The organism is Ruegeria sp. BC7 (assembly GCF_056539165.1).
In genome coordinates this window covers 899,677-917,925 of record NZ_JBQFUL010000001.1, presented here as the reverse complement: position 1 = coordinate 917,925, position 18,249 = coordinate 899,677, and the positions used below count along the sequence as shown (strand labels likewise).

The following is an 18,249-nucleotide window of genomic DNA, read 5'->3' as shown; positions in this document are numbered from 1 at the left end:
AGGAGAACATGAAAGCCTTTCTTGCCGCACTCGCTGCAATGGTCGTGATCACTGTGGCCGCGCCCTTTGCGCTTAGCCAGATCGGTTTCAGCGCCGCAGATGCCGGTACAGGTTCGGCTGTGCGTCTCGACTGAATGTCTCAATATCTGACCACCAAAGAGCTGGCCGACTTGCTGCGCATTGGCGAGCGTAAAGCCTATGACCTGGCTTCCTCGGGTGAGGTGCCCTGCGTTCGCGCGATGGGCAAATTGCTGTTCCCAAGGGCCGAGATCATCGCGTGGCTGAACGCATCCCGCACAGGTCCGCAAGTCGCCGAATCCCCACTTCCCCCTATTGTCGCCGGAAGCCATGATCCATTGCTGGATTGGGCGTTGCGTGAAAGCGGTTCAGGGTTGGCGACGTATTATGATGGCTCATTCGACGGGCTGAACCGCCTGAAGGATCGAACTGCACAGGCCGCGGCCCTTCACATTCACGAAGGTGGCGGCTTTAACGAAGAAACCCTGCGGGATCATCTTGGCGAAGCGCCCGTGGTTCTGTTCGAGGTCGCTCAACGGCAACGCGGGCTTTTGACGGCCCCCGGCGTAGCCGGCGTCTCGGGCTTTCCCGATCTAAAAGGCCGCAGAGTCATTCTCCGTCAGGACAGCGCAGCCAGCCAGCGACTATTCGATGAACAGCTCAAGGCCCACAGTCTGACACGGGATGATCTGAAACCCCTACCAACCTGTGCCCGAACCGAGGAGGAATTGGCCATCACCCTGCATGACGGCAAGGCCGAAGCGGGATTTGGCCTTGGCGCTCTGGCAGGGCTGTATGACCTTGGATTTGTTCCGACCCACGCAGAACGGCTGGACCTGGCCATCTGGCGGCGCGCCTATTTCGATGAGCCTATGCAAAAGCTCCTCAGCTTTCTTCGATCCGAGCGTTTCGCCTCCCGCGCGGCAGAATTCGGCGGTTATGACCTTTCAGGGCTTGGCGCGATCCACCACAACGGAGCCAGCGGCTGATTTCACTCGGCGTTTGGAAAAAATAGCTGCTGACCGTTCAACCTGTAGGATGCGATTGCGGCCTGCCCATCCGGGCCTTTCAGCCAGTCAATAAACCGTTGCCCGGCGGCCGCACGAACACGGGGGTGCTTTTCCGGGTTTACCAGAATGACACCGTACTGATTGAACAGACGCGGATCACCCTCGACCATGAGTTCAAGGTTTCCTTTGTTCCCGAACGACTGCCAAGTCGCGCGATCGGTCAGCACGTAAGCGTCCATTCCGCTGGCCACGTTCAGCGTCGCGCCCATGCCGGACCCGGTTTCACGATACCAGGTGCCCGACGCAGTGGTGGGATCAATCCCAGCGGCTTCCCAATGACCCATTTCTGCCTTGTGAGTGCCGCTGTCATCACCACGAGAAGCAAAGGGAACTTCGGCGTCAGAAACCGCCTTCAGCGCGGAAACGATATCGGTTCCACCTTTGACCTTTGCCGGATCCGACTTTGGCCCAACAAGGACGAAATCGTTGTACATCACGTCAAACCGCTCGACCCCCCAGCCATCGGCCACGAACTTCTCCTCGGCGGGCTTTGCATGGACCAAAAGAACATCACCATCCCCGTTGATCGCATTGCGTATCGCCTGCCCGGTTCCGACGGCAACCACACGCACATCAATACCCGTTTCCGCTTCAAAGCCCGGCAGGATGTAGTCCAGCAGGCCCGAGTTCTGCGTGGAAGTCGTCGATTGCACCACGATAAACGGTGCCTCGGCAACGGCTGGCGCTGCTGTCAGGCCAAGCGTCACCAGAGCCGCCCGAACGATATTCCGGATCATTCTGATCTCCAATTGTCTACTAGGTCACCAAGCCGCCAGAGAGATACCGGCGCGAGGCGACGCTTTCGGGGGCATCCAGTACCCGTTTCGCAGCCCCATGTTCAACCACTTGGCCGCCTTGCATCATCACGATATCTGCGGCCAACCGGCGCGCCTGTCCAATATCATGGGTCACCATGACGATGCGCACGCCTCGGGATGATGCTCGTAGGATCATCCGTTCGATCGTCTGCGTGGCGCTAGGGTCCAACGCACTGGTCGGCTCATCGAGGAACAGCGTTTCAGGGTCCAGCGCCAGCGCGCGCAGGATGGCAAGGCGTTGAGCCTCTCCCCCCGACAAAGAACGCGCGGATTGGCGCGCCTTGTCCTCAAGCCCGCCTTCAGCCAGCAATTCCTCGATCCGAGGCTTGCGGGCCTGACGCGGAATTCCCTGTCGTTTCAGAACAAAGTCCAGATTTGCAGCAACAGACCGCCGCAGCAACACGGGTTGCTGGAACACCATCGCCTGCCGCGTTTTGTGTTCGGCCCCCAGCAGCGCACCATCTTGTTCGACCCGTCCGCGATCAGGTGCAATCAACCCGTGCAGGCACCGCAAAAGCAGGCTTTTGCCGGCTCCGTTCGGTCCAAGGATCAAAGTAGGTCCGGGTCCGTCCAGCGACAGATGTGGCACCTGCAACAACGCTTTGCCGTTACGCGCTATCTGAAGGTTGTGAACGGACAGACACCGGACCATGTCGGGCACAAGATCACGCATGGCGCAGACCCTCCTGCTCGGCCCGCAGGCTAAGCGTGCTGACCATTGCATTCACCGCCACGGCTATACCGATCAGGATCGCGCCCAGAGCCAGCGCCAGCGCGAGATTGCCCTTGGATGTCTCAAGCGCAATGGTCGTGGTCATCACCCGCGTCACGTGGTTGATGTTGCCGCCAACGATGATGACCGCGCCCACCTCGGCTATGGCGCGTCCAAACCCGGCCAGTAACGCCGTCACCAGAGCCAGCCGCGCATCCCACAAAAGCACGGGGACTGACGCCAGACGCGAAACCCCAAGCGACCGCAACTGTTCCGAGTATTCTTCGGCCAGCATTTCGATCACCTGCCGGGTCAGCGCAGCAATGATCGGCGTGACCAAAACCACCTGAGCGATGATCATCGCAGTCGGCGTATACAGCAGTTCCAGAACACCCAACGGCCCCGAGCGTGACAGCATCAGGTACACCAATAGGCCGACAACGACCGGTGGAAATCCCATCAGCGCGTTCATAAAAATTATCAGAAGCCGACGCCCCGGAAATCGCGATACAGCCAGAGCCGCGCCAACGGGCATCCCGATCAGCGCAGAAATCAACACCGCGAATACCGAAACTTTGAGGGACAACAGCACAATCGCCCACAGCTCGGTATCCCCTTCAAGGATCAGGGCGACCGCTGAACTGAATTCTGTTGCAAATCCCTGCATATCCTCCCCTTGGGCAATTCTTCCGCGTCAAATGCGCTTAATTACAGGATTATACTAGGTCATTTCGGGTCTAAATACACGCACAATTGCGACACCAAAAACAAGAAACGCGGCCCCAGTTGGGACCGCGCTGCAAAGCCATTTAAGGGTATTTTAGTTTAGCGCCGCATCCGTGATCTGATGCGTCCAAGCGCCCTCGGGCTGCTTGGTGATCACCGGATCAGAACCGCCTGCCAGCAGCGTACCAACAGTGCGTTCAAAATCCGCCGGATCCAGCGCGCCATTTGACCCTGCGGTCAGCTTGGCAATCTCGCCCATCATGCGCTTTTGGTGTTCTTCGGTCTGAGCGCCCGTCGCGTCGTTCTCCAGAACGATGTCCGCCGCTTCATCCGGGTTTTCTTCGGCATATTTCCAACCCTTCATCGAGGCGCGCACGAACCGCTCCATCTTATCGACAAAAGCTTCGTCGCTCAGGTTCTCCTCCAGAACGTACAGTCCGTCTTCCAGCGTCGCGACGCCCTGATCTTCGTACTTGAAGGTCACCAGCTCATCGGGGCTGACGCCCGCATCAATGACCTGCCAGTATTCGTTATAGGTCATGGTGCTGATGCAATCGGCTTGGCGCTGCAACAGCGGGTCAACGTTGAAGCCCTGTTTCAGAACCTCGACACCGGACTCGCTCTTGCCGCCTGTGTCGATACCAAGCTGGCTCATCCAGCTCATGAACGGGAATTCATTGCCAAAGAACCAAACGCCCAGCGTGCGGTTCTTCAGATCCTCGGGCGAGGAAATTCCGGCGTCCTTCCAGCAGGTCAACATCATGCCCGAGCTTTTGAAAGGCTGCGCGATGTTCACCAGCGGCAAACCTTTTTCCCGCGCAGCAAGCGCTGCGGGCATCCATTCGACCGTCACATCCGCACCGCCGCCCGCGATCACCTGAGTGGGCGCGATATCGGGGCCACCGGGCAGAATTGTAACGTCCAGCCCTTCTTCCTCGTAGAACCCTTTGTCCTTGGCCACATAGTAGCCCGCGAACTGAGCCTGCGTGACCCACTTCAATTGCAATGTCACCTCATCCGCCGCCAGTGCAGCACTGGCTGCCAAACTAAAGGCGGCGACCGCCCCGCTGAGTAACTTTTTCATCTTCATGTCTCCTAGTTGCAGTTGGTGCCCCGTTCTCGGGGTCTGTTAAGAATTTGTTGTTATCCTCGTTGCGACGGATGCCAGAACGTCACAGCCTTTTCGATCATCGCCATCAGGCCATAGAATGCAGTTCCGGCCAAAGCCGCGACCACGATTTCCGCCCAGACCATATCCAGCGAAAGCTGACCGACACTGGTCGAAATCCGAAAGCCCATTCCCAGTGTTGGCGAGCCAAAAAACTCGGCCACAATAGCACCGATCAAAGCAAGGGTCGTCGAGATTTTCAAGCCATTGAAAACAAAAGGCATTGCGGCAGGCAGGCGCAGCTTGAGAAAGCTCTGCCAATAGGTTGCGGCATAGGTCTCCATCAAATCGCGCTGCATGGCAGTAGCCTCGCGCAGCCCCGCGACCGTGTTTACCAGCATCGGGAAAAACACCATGACAACCACAACCGCCGCCTTGGACTGCCAATCAAACCCGAACCACATGACCAGAATGGGCGCAGTGCCAACGATCGGCAGAGCCGCCACAAAGTTCCCGACCGGCAGCAGGCCAAGGCGCAGAAAGTCCCAGCGATCCACCGCGATTGCCGTCAGGAAGGCCGCACCGCACCCGATGATATACCCGCTCAAGGCCCCCTTGATGATGGTCTGCACAAAGTCGGCCCACAAGATCGGCAGGCTGTCGGCAAACCGCACAGCGATAACCGACGGGGCAGGCAGAATGACCAGTGGCACATTAAGCCCGCGGACGACCAGCTCCCAAATTCCGATAATCGTCAGGCCAAAAATCAACGGCGCAAGAAAACGCACCATTCGCGTATCGGCATAAGGCCCGCTGGCGAGGCGGCTATTTAACCACCAGCCAAACAGCCACAGCAGGATTGCACACAAAACCAGTATCATTGCGCCATCCCCATCCGCTTTAGAACCGTCCGCTCGATCAGCCCGAGCAGACCGACAAGGCAGGCCGCAAGTATGGCCGCGGCAAACAGCGCCGACCAGATTTGCACGGTCTGACCATAGTAGCTACCGGCCAGTAGGCGCGCACCCAGCCCAGCGACGGCACCGGTCGGCAGCTCTCCAACAATGGCCCCGACCAACGAAGCAGCGATACCGATCTTCAGTGAGGTGAACAGGTACGGCATCGACGCAGGCAGACGCAGCTTCCAAAACCCCTGAGAGCGGCTGGCGCTATAGGTGCGCAACAGATCAAGCTGCATCGCATCCGGACTGCGAAGCCCTTTGACCATCCCCACGACGACAGGGAAGAAACTCAGATAAGCCGAAATCACAGCCTTTGGGATGATCCCCTGAATGCCTACGGAATAGAGCACCACGATAATCATCGGTGCCAATGCGATGATCGGGATCGTCTGACTGACGATGGCCCAAGGCATCACCGATAGGTCCATCACCCGGCTATGAACAATCCCGACCGCCAGCAAAATGCCCAGCCCTGTGCCAATCGCAAAGCCCAGAACCGTCGCGCTGAGCGTCACCCAACCGTGATAGATCAACGACCGTTTCGAGGTGATCTTCTTCTGAACCGTCGTCTCCCACATCTCGATCGCGACCTGATGCGGCGCGGGCAATCTGGGGCGGTCCTGTTCCCACGTTGCAGGAATGGCAAAGCTATTGTTCAGCACCAAACCCAGCTCGGACATGTCGCGCCGATCCTTGGCAGACGGAGGTTGCACTGCGGCACCCGCGCGTTCCTGCTCGGTCAAAACCCCTTTGATATTCATCGGAACACACGCCACGTACCAGAAGGCCACGATCACCGCGAGAACTGTAAGAACCGCCCAGAACGCTTTGAAACCAGAGCTATTCATCCGAATGCCCCGCACGCAGTCCTTCTCGCACCCGATGGGCAACCTCGATGAATTCCGGCGTGTCGCGGATATCCAAAGGCCGCTCTTTGGGCAGAGGACTGTCGATCACATCCGTAATCCGCCCCGGCCGGGGACTCATGACCACAATCTTGGTACTCAGATACACCGCCTCGGGGATCGAGTGCGTCACAAAGCCGATGGTCTTTTCAGTCCGCGCCCAGAGCGCCAGAAGTTGTTCGTTCAGGTGATCCCGCACAATCTCATCCAGTGCACCAAAGGGCTCATCCATCAGAAGGATATCAGCGTCAAAGGCCAACGCCCGAGCGATACTGGCCCGCTGCTGCATCCCTCCAGACAGCTGCCACGGGAACTTGCCGCCAAACCCTTCCAAATCAACAAGTTCCAAGACCTTCTTCACGCGGCCTTCCTGCTCAGCGGCAGAATAGCCCATGATCTCAAGCGGCAGCTTGATATTCTTGGCAATGGTCCGCCAAGGATACAGCCCTGCGGCCTGAAACACATATCCATATGCCCGGTTCCGCCGCGCCTCATCCGGGGTCATTCCGTTGACGGTCAAAGAGCCTGCTGTCGGCGTCTCAAGCGCCGCGATACAGCGCAAGAAGGTGGTCTTACCGCACCCCGAAGGGCCGATGAAGCTGACAAAATCCCCCTTGTCGATGGTCAGGTTCACGTCTTTCAGTGCGTGGACCGGGCCGTCATTAGTCTGGAAGGTGAGGTCCAATTGTTTCGCCTCTATGACAGGCTGAGTGGTGCTTTCAGTATTCATTCCAGTGCCTTGAAAAGGTTCGGTTATGGGCCGCACTTACATCGGCCCAACCAGGTCACACACCTGTGGCCGGGATACCCGTCCGCTCAACGGGTCGCGGAGCCGTCAGTTCCTTCCACGTGCTCAGCGCCCGGTTCACATGGCCGTTCGGTTCACGCGCCACGAACTCACCATGGCCTTCCTGCGTGCGGATTTCCCCGTCATGCACCGCCACCTGACCCCGTGTCAGAGTAAAGCGCGGCAGGCCCTTGACCTCTTTGCCCTCGAACACGTTGTAGTCGATTGATGATTGCTGCGTATCAGCGCTGATCGTTTTGGTCTTTTCGGGGTCCCACACGACAATATCAGCGTCAGCACCCACCAGGATCGCACCCTTTTTTGGATAACAATTCAAAATCTTAGCGATGTTTGTCGAAGTAACCGCCACGAACTCGTTCATCGTCAAGCGACCAGTATTCACCCCATGAGTCCACAGCATCGGCATCCGATCCTCTAACCCGCCGGTCCCGTTGGGGATCTTGGTGAAATCGCCCACGCCATAGCGCTTTTGCTCGGTGGTAAAGGCGCAATGGTCGGTCGCCACCACGCTCAGCGTTCCCGAATGCAGCCCGTTCCACAGGCTATCCTGATGCTGCTTATTCCGGAACGGAGGGCTCATGACCCGGCGCGCCGCATGGTCCCAATCTTGATGGAAATATTCGCTCTCGTCCAAGGTAAGGTGCTGGATCAGAGGCTCTCCCCACACCCGTTTTCCCTGCATCTTGGCCCGGCGAATGGCTTCATGCGCCTCTTCGCACGAGGTATGCACCACATAAAGCGGCACTCCAGCCATATCCGCAATCATGATGGCCCGATTGGTCGCCTCGCCCTCAACCTGCGGCGGACGGGAATAGGCGTGGGCTTCGGGGCCGGTATTGCCCTCGGCCAGCAGTTTCGCACTCAACTCAGCCACCACATCGCCATTCTCGGCATGGACCATCGCGATCCCACCCAGCTCGGCCAGGCGCTTGAACGAGGCGAACAGCTCATCGTCATTCACCATCAACGCGCCCTTATAGGCCATAAAATGCTTGAACGTATTGATCCCGCGCGTCTCAATCACGGTCTTGATGTCGTCAAACACCTGCTCACCCCACCAGGTGACGGCCATGTGGAACGAATAATCACAATTCGCCCGCGTCGATTTGTTATCCCAGCGCTTCAACGCGTCCAGAAGGCTCTCGCCTGGATTGGGCAACGCAAAATCCACCACCATCGTGGTGCCTCCGGCCAAAGCCGCCCGCGTCCCGCTTTCAAAATCATCACTGGAATAGGTCCCCATGAACGGCATCTCCAGATGCGTATGCGGATCAATTCCGCCCGGCATCACATAGCACCCGGTCGCGTCCAGCTCTTTGTCGCCCTTCAAACCCAAACCAATCTCGGTAATCACCCCGTCTTCGACCTTCACATCTGCTTTGTAAGACAGATCAGCCGTCACGACGGTCCCATTCTTGATCACAGTACTCATTTTAAACTCCCTGATGCGGTCTGCGCCGCTTGCTTCATCTGGCTAAAAATATCCCGGGGGAGTCGCCCTCGGGCGACGGGGGCAGAGCCCCCTATTCCACGATTTCCGCTGTTTCCACGACCGCATGAAACAGAACATCCGCCCCGGCAGCAGCCCAGTCCTTGGTGATCTCTTCGGCCTCGTTATGGCTCAACCCATCCACACAGGGGCACATTACCATAGCCGTCGGAGCCACCCGGTTTATCCAGCACGCATCATGCCCCGCGCCCGAAATGATGTCCGTATGCGAATAGCCCAGCCGTTCGGCCGCATCACGCACCGCCGCGACGCAGCCGTCGTCAAACTTCACTGGATCGAACCCGCCAACCTTTTCAAACTCAATCTCTAGGCCCATTTCTTCCACGATATCCTCGGCGGCGACACGCAACCGGTTCTCCATATCCGTGATCACTTCCAGTTCAGGTGACCGGAAATCGACCGTGAACACCACTTTGCCGGGGATCACGTTGCGCGAGTTCGGGAAGACATCGATATGCCCCGCCGCCCCAACCGCATGAGGCGCGTGGGACCACGCAATCTCATCCACTTTTTCAAGAATGCGCGCCATGGCGAGGCCAGCATTCTTGCGCATCGGCATCGGGGTCGAGCCAGTATGCGCGTCCTTTCCGGTGACCGTGATTTGCGTCCAGCTTAGACCCTGACCGTGAGTAACGACACCGATATCTTTGCCCTCGGCTTCCAGAATCGGACCCTGCTCAATGTGCAGTTCAAAGAAAGCGTGCATCTTACGCGCACCCACCTTTTCGTCACCGCGCCAACCAATCCGCTGCAATTCGTCACCGAATTTCTTGCCCTCGGCGTCCTCTCGATCATAGGCCCAGTCCTGCGTATGCATCCCGGCAAACACGCCCGAGGACAGCATCGCCGGTGCATAGCGCGTGCCCTCTTCATTGGTCCAGTTGGTCGCGACAATCGGATGCTTGGTCTTGATCCCAAGGTCATTCAGCGTGCGAATGATCTCGAGCCCGCCAAGAACACCCAGAACACCATCATACTTTCCGCCCGTGGGCTGCGTGTCCAAATGCGAGCCAACATAAACCGGCAAGGCCTCTGGGTCCGTCCCCTCGCGGCGTGCGAACATATTGCCCATCTGGTCCAACCCCATCGAGCATCCCGCGTCCTCGCACCATTTCTGGAACAACGCCCGCCCTTCGGCATCTTCATCCGTCAGCGTCTGACGGTTGTTTCCGCCCGCAACGCCGGGGCCAATCTTGGCCAACTCCATCAGACTGTCCCACAACCTGTCGCCATTGATCCTGAGGTTCTGCGCCGGAGCTGCCATCTTGTTCTTCCCTGTTGCTTGCGATTTGGCTCGCTATTGATGTCTTGATTTGACCATCTGGTCAAACTCACGCTATCACGGGTTCGAGATCAGTCAAGAAAATGCAGGACGCCGCAGGAATTTTTGGCCTATCCAGCGCCTGCTTGCCGGAAAAAGAGACAGCCTGAAAACATGCCCAAAGACCGCACCCCCACCAGAATTCAGAAAAAGAACCGCGCTGCAATACTCGAAGCCGCTCTGAACGTATTCTCGGCCCACGGATTCCGCGGCGCAACGGTTGATCAGATCGCGGCTGAGGCGGGGCTGAGCAAACCCAACTTGCTGTATTATTTTCCATCGAAAGAGGCGATTCACTCCGCCCTCTTGTCTGGCCTTCTGGATACATGGCTGGCCCCTTTGCACGATCTGGATGCGGACGGCGACCCGATGGAGGAAATCCTCGCCTATATTCGGCGCAAGTTGGAAATGAGCCGCGATCTGCCCCGCGAAAGCCGCCTGTTTGCGAATGAACTGGTTCAGGGCGCGCCGCGCATTCACGAGTCGCTGTCCAATGACCTAAAGGCGCTGGTGGACGAAAAAACCGCAGTTCTTTCGGCTTGGATGGACCAAGGCAAAATTGCCAGACTGCATCCCTATCATCTGATCTTTTCGATCTGGGCGCTGACCCAGCATTATGCGGATTTTGATGTTCAGGTCCGGGCGATCTTGGGGGACGAAGACCCGTTTGAAGGGGCCGAGCCGTTCATTGATACGCTCTATCGCAAGCTTCTGACGCCATAAAAAAGGGGCCAATCGCTGGCCCCTTTCTTTGTTTACTCGGCAGCTTTTGCCATTGGATTGTTCGGGTGCGTTGTCCAGTTGGCATAGTCTGGCTGCACTTCGCGCCCTGTACGTGGATCGACCTCTCCGGCGGCCATCGGCACCATCGAGATACAACCGTCAACGGGGCAGACATCCACGCAAAGGTTACAGGCCACACATTCGTCATCCATGACTTCGAACACGCGATCCTCGGACATCGAGATCGCCTGATGACTGGTGTCTTCGCAGGCAGCGTAGCAGCGGCCGCACTTGATGCACTGGTCCTGATCAATCTTGGCCTTCGCCACGTAGTTCAGGTTCAGATACTGCCAGTCCGTTACGTTCGGTACGGCCAAACCGACGATTTCGGAAACGTCCTTATAGCCCTTCTCGTCCATCCATTTGGACAGGCCAGCCGTCAACTCATCAATGATCTTGAAACCGTAGGTCATCGCCGCCGTACAAACCTGAACGGTTCCGCAGCCAAGGGCCATGAACTCTGCCGCGTCGCGCCACGTGGTCACGCCGCCGATACCCGAGATCGGCAGGCCATGCGTTGCTTGCGCCCGCGAAATCTCGGACACCATCGACAGCGCAATCGGCTTCACCGCAGGACCACAGTACCCGCCATGGCTGCCCTTGCCGTCAATCGACGGCTCGGGGCTGAACGTGTCCAGGTTCACGCTGGTGATCGAGTTGATCGTGTTGATCAGCGACACCGCGTCCGCACCGCCATTTTTGGCGGCTTCGGCAGGTTTGCGAATGTCGGTGATGTTCGGCGTCAGCTTTACGATGACCGGGCGGTCATAGTATTTTTTGCACCAGCGCGTGACCATCTCGATATATTCCGGCACCTGCCCCACAGCGGACCCCATGCCGCGTTCGCTCATCCCGTGGGGACAGCCGAAGTTCAGTTCGATACCGTCTGCGCCGGTTTCCGCCACGCGCGGCAGGATAGCTTTCCATGCGTCTTCCTCACACGGCACCATGATCGAAGCGATCAGCGCGCGATCTGGGTAATCTGCCTTGACCCGCGCCATTTCTTCAAGGTTCACCTCAAGCGGGCGGTCCGTGATCAGCTCAATGTTGTTCAGCCCCAAAAGCCGCCGATCCGCACCGTAGATCGCGCCGTACCGAGGCCCGTTCACATTTACGACCGGCGGCCCCTCGGATCCCAGCGTTTTCCAGACCACACCGCCCCATCCGGCCTCGAAAGCGCGGCGGACGTTGTATTCCTTGTCGGTCGGCGGCGCCGAGGCCAGCCAGTACGGGTTTGGGCTTTCGATACCCAGGAAGTTTGTTTTTAAATCAGCCATTTATCCGGCCTCCCTGATGCGGTTCAGCATCTTTATCTGTGGGTTTCACGCAGTCAGGCTTGCGTGGATATCCATTGCGGCATCGCGGCCCTCGGCCACGGCTGTCACGGTCAGGTCTTCGCCACCAGCGGCACAATCACCCCCGGCCCAGACACCGGCGATCGAAGTGCGCCCGGCCCCGGAGACGGCGATCTTGTTGCCGTCCAGCTCCAAGCCTTCCGGTGCGCCTTCCAAGGTCTGACCAATCGCCTTGAGCACCTGATCAGCGGGCACGCGGACCATCTCGCCCGTGCCGGTCAGTTGTCCGTCATGGCTGGCAGTATACTCCAGTTCGATCTCTGCGGCTGCCCCGTTTCCGTGCACGGCCACCGGCTGCACGTTGGTCATGATCTTGACCCCGTGCGAAGCAGCCAAATCCTGTTCGTATCGGCTGGCCCCCATCGCATCACGGCCACGCCGGTAAGCGATGGTGACATGCTCGGCCCCTAGCAGTTTGGACTTCACTGCCGCATCCACGGCCGTCATACCGCCACCGATGACCACGACATTCCGACCGACTGGCAGGTCAGCCAAGTCACCGGCCTGCCGCACATCGGCGATAAACTCGACGGCGGCCCGTACTCCGTCCTTATCGACACCACCCGCGCGCAGGGCATTCACCCCGGCCAGACCGATTGACAGAAAGACAGCGTCGTAATTTTCCGACAGACCTTCCAGCGAGATGCCCTCGCCCAGAACCGAACCGGTTTCGATGGTGATCCCGCCGATTCCAAGCAGCCAGTCCACCTCGGCCTGCGCGAAATCGTTGGTCGATTTGTAGGCCGCGATCCCATATTCGTTCAAACCGCCCGGCTTGGGTTTGCTTTCGTGGATGACAACGTCATGACCCAGCGTGGCCAGCCGATGAGCGCAGGCCAGACCCGCAGGGCCAGCGCCCACAACGGCCACTGTCTTTCCAGTCGGTGCCGCACGTTCAAACGGGTGCGCGCCATCCGCCATCACGCTATCCGTCGCATAGCGCTGCAAACGCCCGATTTCCACTGGCGAGCCTTCGGCGGTTTCACGCACGCAGGCTTCTTCGCACAGCGTTTCGGTTGGACACACACGGGCGCACATCCCACCGAGGATGTTCTGCGCCAAAATAGTCTCACCCGCCGCTTCGGGCTGTCCGGCCTGAATCTGTCGCGTGAACAGCGGTATGTCGATGTCCGTGGGACAGGCCGTCACACATGGCGCGTCATAGCAAAAATAGCACCGATCAGCGGCCACGGCCGCCTCATGCGGGGCCAATGGCGGATGCAGATCCGTGAAATTCGAGGTCAGCTCATCGCTGGAAAGCCGCCCGGAAACTATGCCGGGAACCATCTGGCCCTGTGCCATCGCTCTACTCCCTGTAGATATGTTTGTTATGACCTCAGCTTGCCACAATCTGATTTTTTATCAATTGGTAAAATTTGCCAAATGGTCAAAAAATGAAAAAACCGGGCCTAAAAGCCCGACTTCACCGTTCTACTGCCTGTTTTTAAAGCAATCGCGGAATTCAGACCATCTGGTTCAAATGGCCGGTTTTCATCCAAACACGTGCGCCAGATGCCCCGGCTTGCGCGCTGGACTTGTCACCGGGTGGTAGTCTGAGCCAGTCCCAGGCCGCGAAATCCTCGGACGATTCCTGCACCGAGCCTTCGATAACGAACATCTCAAGCCCTCCGTCAGCATCCAGTTCGACTGTTTCGCCGGGACCTAACGTCAGAACGCGCACGTCCTCGTGCGCGTCTTTGAAGAGTTGCATGTTACCCTCTCCGTTAATTGACCGCCGCACTTGGGTACGATCCTCGGGATCGAACTGATGCAGTTTGACCAATATCGTTGCACCTTCCTTTGCCGAGGGCGTGTGAGACGAGGTCGGCGGATTCCGCACGTAGCTGCCCACGGGGAAATCACCCGTTTCATCCTGAAATACGCCGTCTAGAACAAGGTATTCCTCACCCCCGTCGTGGGTATGCGCAGCAAACGCACTGCCCGGCGCAAACCGTACAATTGTCGTCGCGCGCGCGACTTCCTCGCCGATCCGATCAAGCATTTTCCGCTCAACCCCTGCCGCAGGCGATGCGACCCATTCACTCTGATCGAAATGGACAGCGACACGTTTGGTGAAGTCCGCGTTAACCCTCATGAGGTTTCTCCTGTTTCGTCACATGTTCAATAGATGGGCACACCGCCGGCAAAATCAATTTTCTCGAGGTCCGTCCATCCTGGCCTCTGGTTTTGACTGACCGCGCTGCATACTGTACGTCCAACACAAATCGAGCAGCCCACTAAGCGGCCAAAGTCCGAAAGTCCTTCGATGCAGGCCAACGCCCACAAGTTTAACGTCGTCATCGTCGGACAGAACAACCGACTGCAGTACGAGGCGCTTTTGTTTGCTGCTTCATTGCGGCACAGCTCACCTGATTTTGCGGGCCGACTGTTCGTAGCCTCCCCGCAATCCGGGCCGCGATGGTCGCAGGATCCTAGCATCCGGGACGAAGATGTTCTTAGGGCTTTGAAACAGTTGGATGTCGAAGTTCTAGCATTCGACAACCACGTATTTGGTGAGAGTTATCCGAACGGCAACAAGATAGAAGCCTTGCTCGCGCTGCCCGAGGGTGAGCCGTTCGTGTTTTTTGACAGCGACACACTCATCACCGGAAACCTGAACAGCGTTCCTTTCGACTTTGATCGCCCTAGCGCCTCGCAAAAGGTCGAAGGGACATGGCCCCGCCCAACGCTGTATGGTCCCGGCTTTGATGGCATCTGGGGCGCATTATATCGCCGGTTCGGGCTTGATTTTGACAGTTCTTTAGACAGATCGAAGCCGCGTGATTATTGGCGGCGGTATCTGTATTTCAATGCCGGGTTTTTCTTTTACCGTTGTCCAAAGGAGTTCGGAGAACGCTATTTGGAGTATGCCCGCACCATCCGGGACGAAGACATCCCCGAACTGGCTGGGCAAACGCTGACCCCTTGGTTGGATCAGATCGCTCTGCCACTTGTCATCCATTCACTGGGCGGTGGGCGTGACACCCTGCCTTCGGGCCTTCTGGACGGCTCGGTTAGTTGTCATTACCGCCTGTTTCCTTTGCTCTACGCGCGCGAAAACGACCACGTGGTCGAGGTGCTGGAAACCGTCGTTGCGCCGAACAAGGTCAAGAAGGTGCTCAAGAGGTATGACCCGATCAGGAAACTGGTGATCCAGCGCAAGGGCTATAAAATCCGTGAGATGTTTGATCGCACCAACCTGCCCAAACGTGAACAAGCCATTCGCAACAAAATCAAAAGCAGCGGCCTCTGGATGCGTTGACTGGGTTGTTGTGCGCAAGCGCCCAATCGCCTAGAGAGTCAGCAACACACATTCCAGAGGGAGATTTCAACGATGTCGGACGGTCCAACCTACGGCTTTGACACGCTTCAAATTCACGCTGGCGCGCGCCCTGATCCGGCAACCGGCGCGCGGCAGACCCCAATTTACCAGACCACCGCGTATGTATTTCGTGACGCGGACCATGCGGCCGCCCTGTTCAATCTGCAGGAAGTCGGCTTTATCTATTCCCGACTGACAAACCCAACCGTGGCCGTCCTGCAAGAACGCGTTGCCACTTTGGAAGGCGGCGTAGGCGCGGTCTGCTGTTCCTCGGGTCACGCGGCGCAAATCATGGCGCTGTTCCCGCTGATGGCTCCGGGCTGCAATATCGTTGCATCGACGCGCCTTTATGGGGGGACCGTCACGCAGTTCACCCAAACCATTAAGCGCTTTGGCTGGTCCGCCACATTCGTGGATACGGATGATGTAGACGCGGTGAAAGCTGCCATCGACGAAAACACCCGCGCGGTATTCTGTGAATCCATCGCCAACCCCGGCGGATACGTCACCGATATCCGTGCGCTGGCGGATGTCGCCGACGATGCGGGCATTCCTCTGATCGTCGACAACACCTCAGCCACCCCATATCTGTGCCGCCCAATTGAGCACGGCGCGACGCTGGTGGTGCACTCAACCACCAAATACCTGACCGGCAACGGCACAGTAACAGGCGGCTGCATCGTGGACTCCGGCAAATTCGACTGGTCGGCGAATGACAAATTCCCCTCGCTCAGCCAACCCGAACCCGCCTATCACGGTCTGAAGTTCCACGAGACGTTCGGCCCGCTGGCCTTTACCTTCCACGGCATCGCCATTGGTCTGCGCGATCTGGGCATGACGATGAATCCGCAAGCTGCCCACTACACACTGATGGGGATCGAGACCCTGTCGCTGCGGATGGAGCGCCATGTTGAGAACGCTCAGAAGATCGCGGCCTGGCTCGAAGCGGATGACCGGGTGGAGTATGTGACCTATGCCGGACTGCCCTCGTCCCCCTATCACGACCGGGTCAAGGCGCAGTACAAGAAGGGCGCAGGCGCTCTGTTCACCTTTGCTGTCAAAGGCGGATATGACGCCTGCATCAAGCTGGTAAACGCGCTGGAAATCTTCAGCCACGTGGCCAACCTTGGTGACGCTCGTTCGCTGATCATCCACTCGGCTTCGACCACCCACCGCCAACTGACCCCTGAACAGCAAGAGGCCGCAGGTGCCGGTCCGGGCGTTGTGCGCGTGTCCATCGGCATCGAAGACGCCGACGACCTGATCGCTGATCTGGATCAGGCACTGGCAAAGGCGTCGGCCTAAACCATGGTCGAGCACGTAACGAACGCATTAGGTCAACCCATCGGCTTACCGGTCTCGGGCGAGTTTCCACGCCCGACCCCGCCCTACACGCCGATGGAGGGTCGCTATTGTTCGGTCGTGCCACTGGATGTGAACAGGCATGCGCCCGGTTTGTACCGGGCGTTTGCCAACGATACCGACGGGCGGAACTGGACCTACCTGCCCTACGGCCCGTTCAAGGCCGAAGAAGACTTTGAGGCTTGGGCGCGTGCGTCCTGCATGGACGCTGATCCCATGTTTCACACAGTGCTGGATCACGAGGGCACTCCGGTAGGGATGGCTTCGTTCCTGCGGATTGACCCCGCTGCGGGTGCGATCGAAGTTGGGCATATCCATTTTTCGCCGCTCTTGCAGCGCAAACCGCCTTCGACCGAAACGATGTTTCTGATGATGCGCCGCGTATTCGATGAGCTTGGCTATCGGCGGTATGAGTGGAAATGCGACGCCCTAAACGCCCCGTCACGCAGCGCGGCCGAACGGTTGGGCTTTACGTTTGAAGGGATTTTCCGACAGGCGACGCACTATAAGGGACGCAATCGGGATACGGCTTGGTATTCCATACTCGATACCGAATGGCCGCGCATCCGCTCTGCGTTCGAGGAATGGCTGTCCCCCGACAATTTCGATCAAACAGGCCAGCAACGGCAACCGTTGCAAGCCCGCGCCAAAAGCTAGGCTTATTCCGAGATCCCGAACTCCATCGAAACGGTGACCGAGACCGAGATTTCCCCGCCTGCAACAGGTACGCCACCGGAGTCCGCCATGTTGTACTCGCGCATCTGAGCGGCAGGCCGGACGCTCGCGACCTGCTCGCTAATCGTTTGGACCGAGCCCAACGTCAGGTTCGCAGCTTGCGCCAGTTGTTCAGCCTTGGCGGTCGCCTCGGCCACAGCTTTGGCACGCGCTTCGGCCTCAAGGGGCTTCGGGTCTTTGATGCCAAAACTGAGACCGCCAAAATCGTTGGCCCCATCCTGAATGACGGCATCCATCAGCGATCCAAGCTGCGAAAGATCCTGAACGCGCACAATCACCCGGTTCGAGGCAACAAAACTCGTGATCTCTGGCGTGTCTGCGTTTTGATTGCCGCGTCCCGACCAAACCGGTGACAATGAGATATCTCGGGTCTGCACGTCCCGCGCTTCGACGCCCAGTTCCTCCAGACGTTTCAGAATCTGAGCTACTGCGTCCGACGTGGCTTGCATCGCTGTTGACGCCTGCGCATCCTCATTCGTGACACCCAGATTGATCGTTGCCATATCGGGGGCCGCCTGAACGGTGCCAGCCGCAGCGACCGAGATGCGACGTTCTTCCGCATGCGACACACTCGCGGCAGTCATGGCCAGCACAGCGGCCAAAAAAGCAAGTTTCTTCAAGGTCTTCCCTCCAAATTCATTTATACCAAGATGGGGTGGCAACGGTCTGCCGAACAAGGGGAAGGATTGGCTTTTTCTTTCCCTCGGCGGGATCCTGCTTTAATGTCGGTCTGC

The 18,249-nt window shown here is 58.2% G+C and carries 19 protein-coding genes; 6 read left to right on the top strand and 13 right to left on the bottom strand.

The genetic code is table 11. The features are described 5' to 3' along the window. The first annotated feature begins 8 nt into the window (after nt 1-8). Together ACR0KS_RS04285 and ACR0KS_RS04280 are read left to right on the top strand one after the other, a co-directional pair. Complete coding sequence (locus ACR0KS_RS04285) at nt 9-134, top strand: hypothetical protein (protein WP_480681042.1); 126 nt, start codon at nt 9-11, stop codon at nt 132-134. Then, complete coding sequence (locus ACR0KS_RS04280; protein WP_170562974.1) at nt 135-1,007, top strand: helix-turn-helix transcriptional regulator; 873 nt, start codon at nt 135-137, stop codon at nt 1,005-1,007. Nucleotides 1,008-1,009: 2 nt separating this feature from the next. On the opposite strand, the gene ACR0KS_RS04275 is transcribed toward ACR0KS_RS04280, so the two are convergent. The 9 genes from ACR0KS_RS04275 to ACR0KS_RS04235 form a co-directional block, all read right to left on the bottom strand. Beyond that, entirely contained in the window at nt 1,010-1,825 is an 816-nt protein-coding gene (locus ACR0KS_RS04275) for a substrate-binding domain-containing protein (protein ID WP_170562972.1), read from the bottom strand. A gap of 19 nt (nt 1,826-1,844) precedes the next feature. Further along, on the bottom strand, nt 1,845-2,579 hold the full coding sequence (locus tag ACR0KS_RS04270) for an ATP-binding cassette domain-containing protein (protein WP_170562970.1): 735 nt from the start codon (nt 2,577-2,579) through the stop codon (nt 1,845-1,847). After that, nucleotides 2,572-3,285: an ABC transporter permease gene (locus ACR0KS_RS04265; RefSeq protein ID WP_170562968.1), complete on the bottom strand. Its 714-nt coding sequence runs from the start codon at nt 3,283-3,285 to the stop codon at nt 2,572-2,574. Before ACR0KS_RS04265 ends, ACR0KS_RS04270 begins: the two co-directional genes overlap by 8 nt. 153 nt (nt 3,286-3,438) lie before the next feature. Further along, complete coding sequence (locus tag ACR0KS_RS04260; protein WP_170562966.1) at nt 3,439-4,428, bottom strand: ABC transporter substrate-binding protein; 990 nt, start codon at nt 4,426-4,428, stop codon at nt 3,439-3,441. Nucleotides 4,429-4,487: 59 nt separating this feature from the next. Beyond that, nucleotides 4,488-5,333 (bottom strand): ABC transporter permease, encoded by an 846-nt coding sequence (locus ACR0KS_RS04255; protein ID WP_170562964.1) that lies wholly within the window; start codon nt 5,331-5,333, stop codon nt 4,488-4,490. After that, entirely contained in the window at nt 5,330-6,262 is a 933-nt protein-coding gene (locus ACR0KS_RS04250; protein ID WP_170562962.1) for an ABC transporter permease, read from the bottom strand. Before ACR0KS_RS04250 ends, ACR0KS_RS04255 begins: the two co-directional genes overlap by 4 nt. Further along, entirely contained in the window at nt 6,255-7,049 is a 795-nt protein-coding gene (locus ACR0KS_RS04245) for an ABC transporter ATP-binding protein (RefSeq protein ID WP_170416905.1), read from the bottom strand. The genes ACR0KS_RS04250 and ACR0KS_RS04245 overlap by 8 nt, the downstream gene beginning before the upstream one ends. Nucleotides 7,050-7,104: 55 nt before the next feature. Continuing rightward, on the bottom strand, nt 7,105-8,559 hold the full coding sequence (gene hydA / locus ACR0KS_RS04240) for a dihydropyrimidinase (protein WP_170482443.1): 1,455 nt from the start codon (nt 8,557-8,559) through the stop codon (nt 7,105-7,107). Between the two features lie 91 nt (nt 8,560-8,650). Beyond that, nucleotides 8,651-9,901 (bottom strand): Zn-dependent hydrolase, encoded by a 1,251-nt coding sequence (locus ACR0KS_RS04235; RefSeq protein WP_170562960.1) that lies wholly within the window; start codon nt 9,899-9,901, stop codon nt 8,651-8,653. Nucleotides 9,902-10,072: 171 nt separating this feature from the next. On the opposite strand from ACR0KS_RS04235, the gene ACR0KS_RS04230 reads away from it, so the two are divergent. Then, entirely contained in the window at nt 10,073-10,681 is a 609-nt protein-coding gene (locus ACR0KS_RS04230; protein ID WP_170562958.1) for a TetR family transcriptional regulator C-terminal domain-containing protein, read from the top strand. A 32-nt stretch (nt 10,682-10,713) separates the two neighbouring features. Here the strand turns inward: ACR0KS_RS04230 and preA are convergent, their stop codons facing one another. The 3 genes from preA to ACR0KS_RS04215 form a co-directional block, all read right to left on the bottom strand. Then, nucleotides 10,714-12,018: an NAD-dependent dihydropyrimidine dehydrogenase subunit PreA gene (gene preA / locus ACR0KS_RS04225; RefSeq protein ID WP_170482452.1), complete on the bottom strand. Its 1,305-nt coding sequence runs from the start codon at nt 12,016-12,018 to the stop codon at nt 10,714-10,716. Between the two features lie 45 nt (nt 12,019-12,063). Continuing rightward, nucleotides 12,064-13,398: an NAD(P)-dependent oxidoreductase gene (locus ACR0KS_RS04220; protein WP_170562956.1), complete on the bottom strand. Its 1,335-nt coding sequence runs from the start codon at nt 13,396-13,398 to the stop codon at nt 12,064-12,066. Nucleotides 13,399-13,558: 160 nt separating this feature from the next. Continuing rightward, nucleotides 13,559-14,191 (bottom strand): cupin domain-containing protein, encoded by a 633-nt coding sequence (locus ACR0KS_RS04215; RefSeq protein WP_170562954.1) that lies wholly within the window; start codon nt 14,189-14,191, stop codon nt 13,559-13,561. Nucleotides 14,192-14,362: 171 nt separating this feature from the next. On the opposite strand from ACR0KS_RS04215, the gene ACR0KS_RS04210 reads away from it, so the two are divergent. The 3 genes from ACR0KS_RS04210 (at nt 14,363) to ACR0KS_RS04200 (ending at nt 17,437) form a co-directional block, all read left to right on the top strand. After that, nucleotides 14,363-15,358 carry a hypothetical protein gene (locus ACR0KS_RS04210; protein ID WP_170562951.1) on the top strand — a complete coding sequence of 332 codons (996 nt, stop codon included), beginning with the start codon at nt 14,363-14,365 and terminating at the stop codon, nt 15,356-15,358. A 72-nt stretch (nt 15,359-15,430) separates the two neighbouring features. Next, entirely contained in the window at nt 15,431-16,723 is a 1,293-nt protein-coding gene (locus ACR0KS_RS04205) for an O-acetylhomoserine aminocarboxypropyltransferase/cysteine synthase family protein (protein ID WP_170383822.1), read from the top strand. A gap of 3 nt (nt 16,724-16,726) precedes the next feature. Next, the gene (locus tag ACR0KS_RS04200; protein WP_170383820.1) at nt 16,727-17,437 is read left to right on the top strand and encodes a GNAT family N-acetyltransferase; all 711 of its coding nucleotides are present in this window, start codon (nt 16,727-16,729) and stop codon (nt 17,435-17,437) included. Nucleotides 17,438-17,439: 2 nt separating this feature from the next. On the opposite strand, the gene ACR0KS_RS04195 is transcribed toward ACR0KS_RS04200, so the two are convergent. Further along, nucleotides 17,440-18,135 (bottom strand): SIMPL domain-containing protein, encoded by a 696-nt coding sequence (locus ACR0KS_RS04195; RefSeq protein WP_170562948.1) that lies wholly within the window; start codon nt 18,133-18,135, stop codon nt 17,440-17,442. Between the last annotated feature and the right edge of the window lie 114 nt (nt 18,136-18,249).

Excerpts from the sequence above, each read along its gene's own strand:
- ACR0KS_RS04245 (WP_170416905.1), bottom strand. The coding sequence starts at position 7,049 with ATGAATACTGAAAGCACCACTCAGCCTGTCATAGAGGCGAAACAATTG.
- hydA (WP_170482443.1), bottom strand. The coding sequence starts at position 8,559 with ATGAGTACTGTGATCAAGAATGGGACCGTCGTGACGGCTGATCTGTCT.
- ACR0KS_RS04200 (WP_170383820.1), top strand. The coding sequence starts at position 16,727 with ATGGTCGAGCACGTAACGAACGCATTAGGTCAACCCATCGGCTTACCG.
- ACR0KS_RS04205 (WP_170383822.1), top strand. The coding sequence starts at position 15,431 with ATGTCGGACGGTCCAACCTACGGCTTTGACACGCTTCAAATTCACGCT.
- ACR0KS_RS04230 (WP_170562958.1), top strand. The coding sequence starts at position 10,073 with ATGCCCAAAGACCGCACCCCCACCAGAATTCAGAAAAAGAACCGCGCT.
- ACR0KS_RS04265 (WP_170562968.1), bottom strand. The coding sequence starts at position 3,285 with ATGCAGGGATTTGCAACAGAATTCAGTTCAGCGGTCGCCCTGATCCTT.
- ACR0KS_RS04270 (WP_170562970.1), bottom strand. The coding sequence starts at position 2,579 with ATGCGTGATCTTGTGCCCGACATGGTCCGGTGTCTGTCCGTTCACAAC.
- preA (WP_170482452.1), bottom strand. The coding sequence starts at position 12,018 with ATGGCTGATTTAAAAACAAACTTCCTGGGTATCGAAAGCCCAAACCCG.
- ACR0KS_RS04235 (WP_170562960.1), bottom strand. The coding sequence starts at position 9,901 with ATGGCAGCTCCGGCGCAGAACCTCAGGATCAATGGCGACAGGTTGTGG.
- ACR0KS_RS04220 (WP_170562956.1), bottom strand. The coding sequence starts at position 13,398 with ATGGCACAGGGCCAGATGGTTCCCGGCATAGTTTCCGGGCGGCTTTCC.
- ACR0KS_RS04255 (WP_170562964.1), bottom strand. The coding sequence starts at position 5,333 with ATGATACTGGTTTTGTGTGCAATCCTGCTGTGGCTGTTTGGCTGGTGG.
- ACR0KS_RS04260 (WP_170562966.1), bottom strand. The coding sequence starts at position 4,428 with ATGAAAAAGTTACTCAGCGGGGCGGTCGCCGCCTTTAGTTTGGCAGCC.
- ACR0KS_RS04215 (WP_170562954.1), bottom strand. The coding sequence starts at position 14,191 with ATGAGGGTTAACGCGGACTTCACCAAACGTGTCGCTGTCCATTTCGAT.
- ACR0KS_RS04250 (WP_170562962.1), bottom strand. The coding sequence starts at position 6,262 with ATGAATAGCTCTGGTTTCAAAGCGTTCTGGGCGGTTCTTACAGTTCTC.
- ACR0KS_RS04280 (WP_170562974.1), top strand. The coding sequence starts at position 135 with ATGTCTCAATATCTGACCACCAAAGAGCTGGCCGACTTGCTGCGCATT.
- ACR0KS_RS04210 (WP_170562951.1), top strand. The coding sequence starts at position 14,363 with ATGCAGGCCAACGCCCACAAGTTTAACGTCGTCATCGTCGGACAGAAC.
- ACR0KS_RS04285 (WP_480681042.1), top strand. The coding sequence starts at position 9 with ATGAAAGCCTTTCTTGCCGCACTCGCTGCAATGGTCGTGATCACTGTG.
- ACR0KS_RS04275 (WP_170562972.1), bottom strand. The coding sequence starts at position 1,825 with ATGATCCGGAATATCGTTCGGGCGGCTCTGGTGACGCTTGGCCTGACA.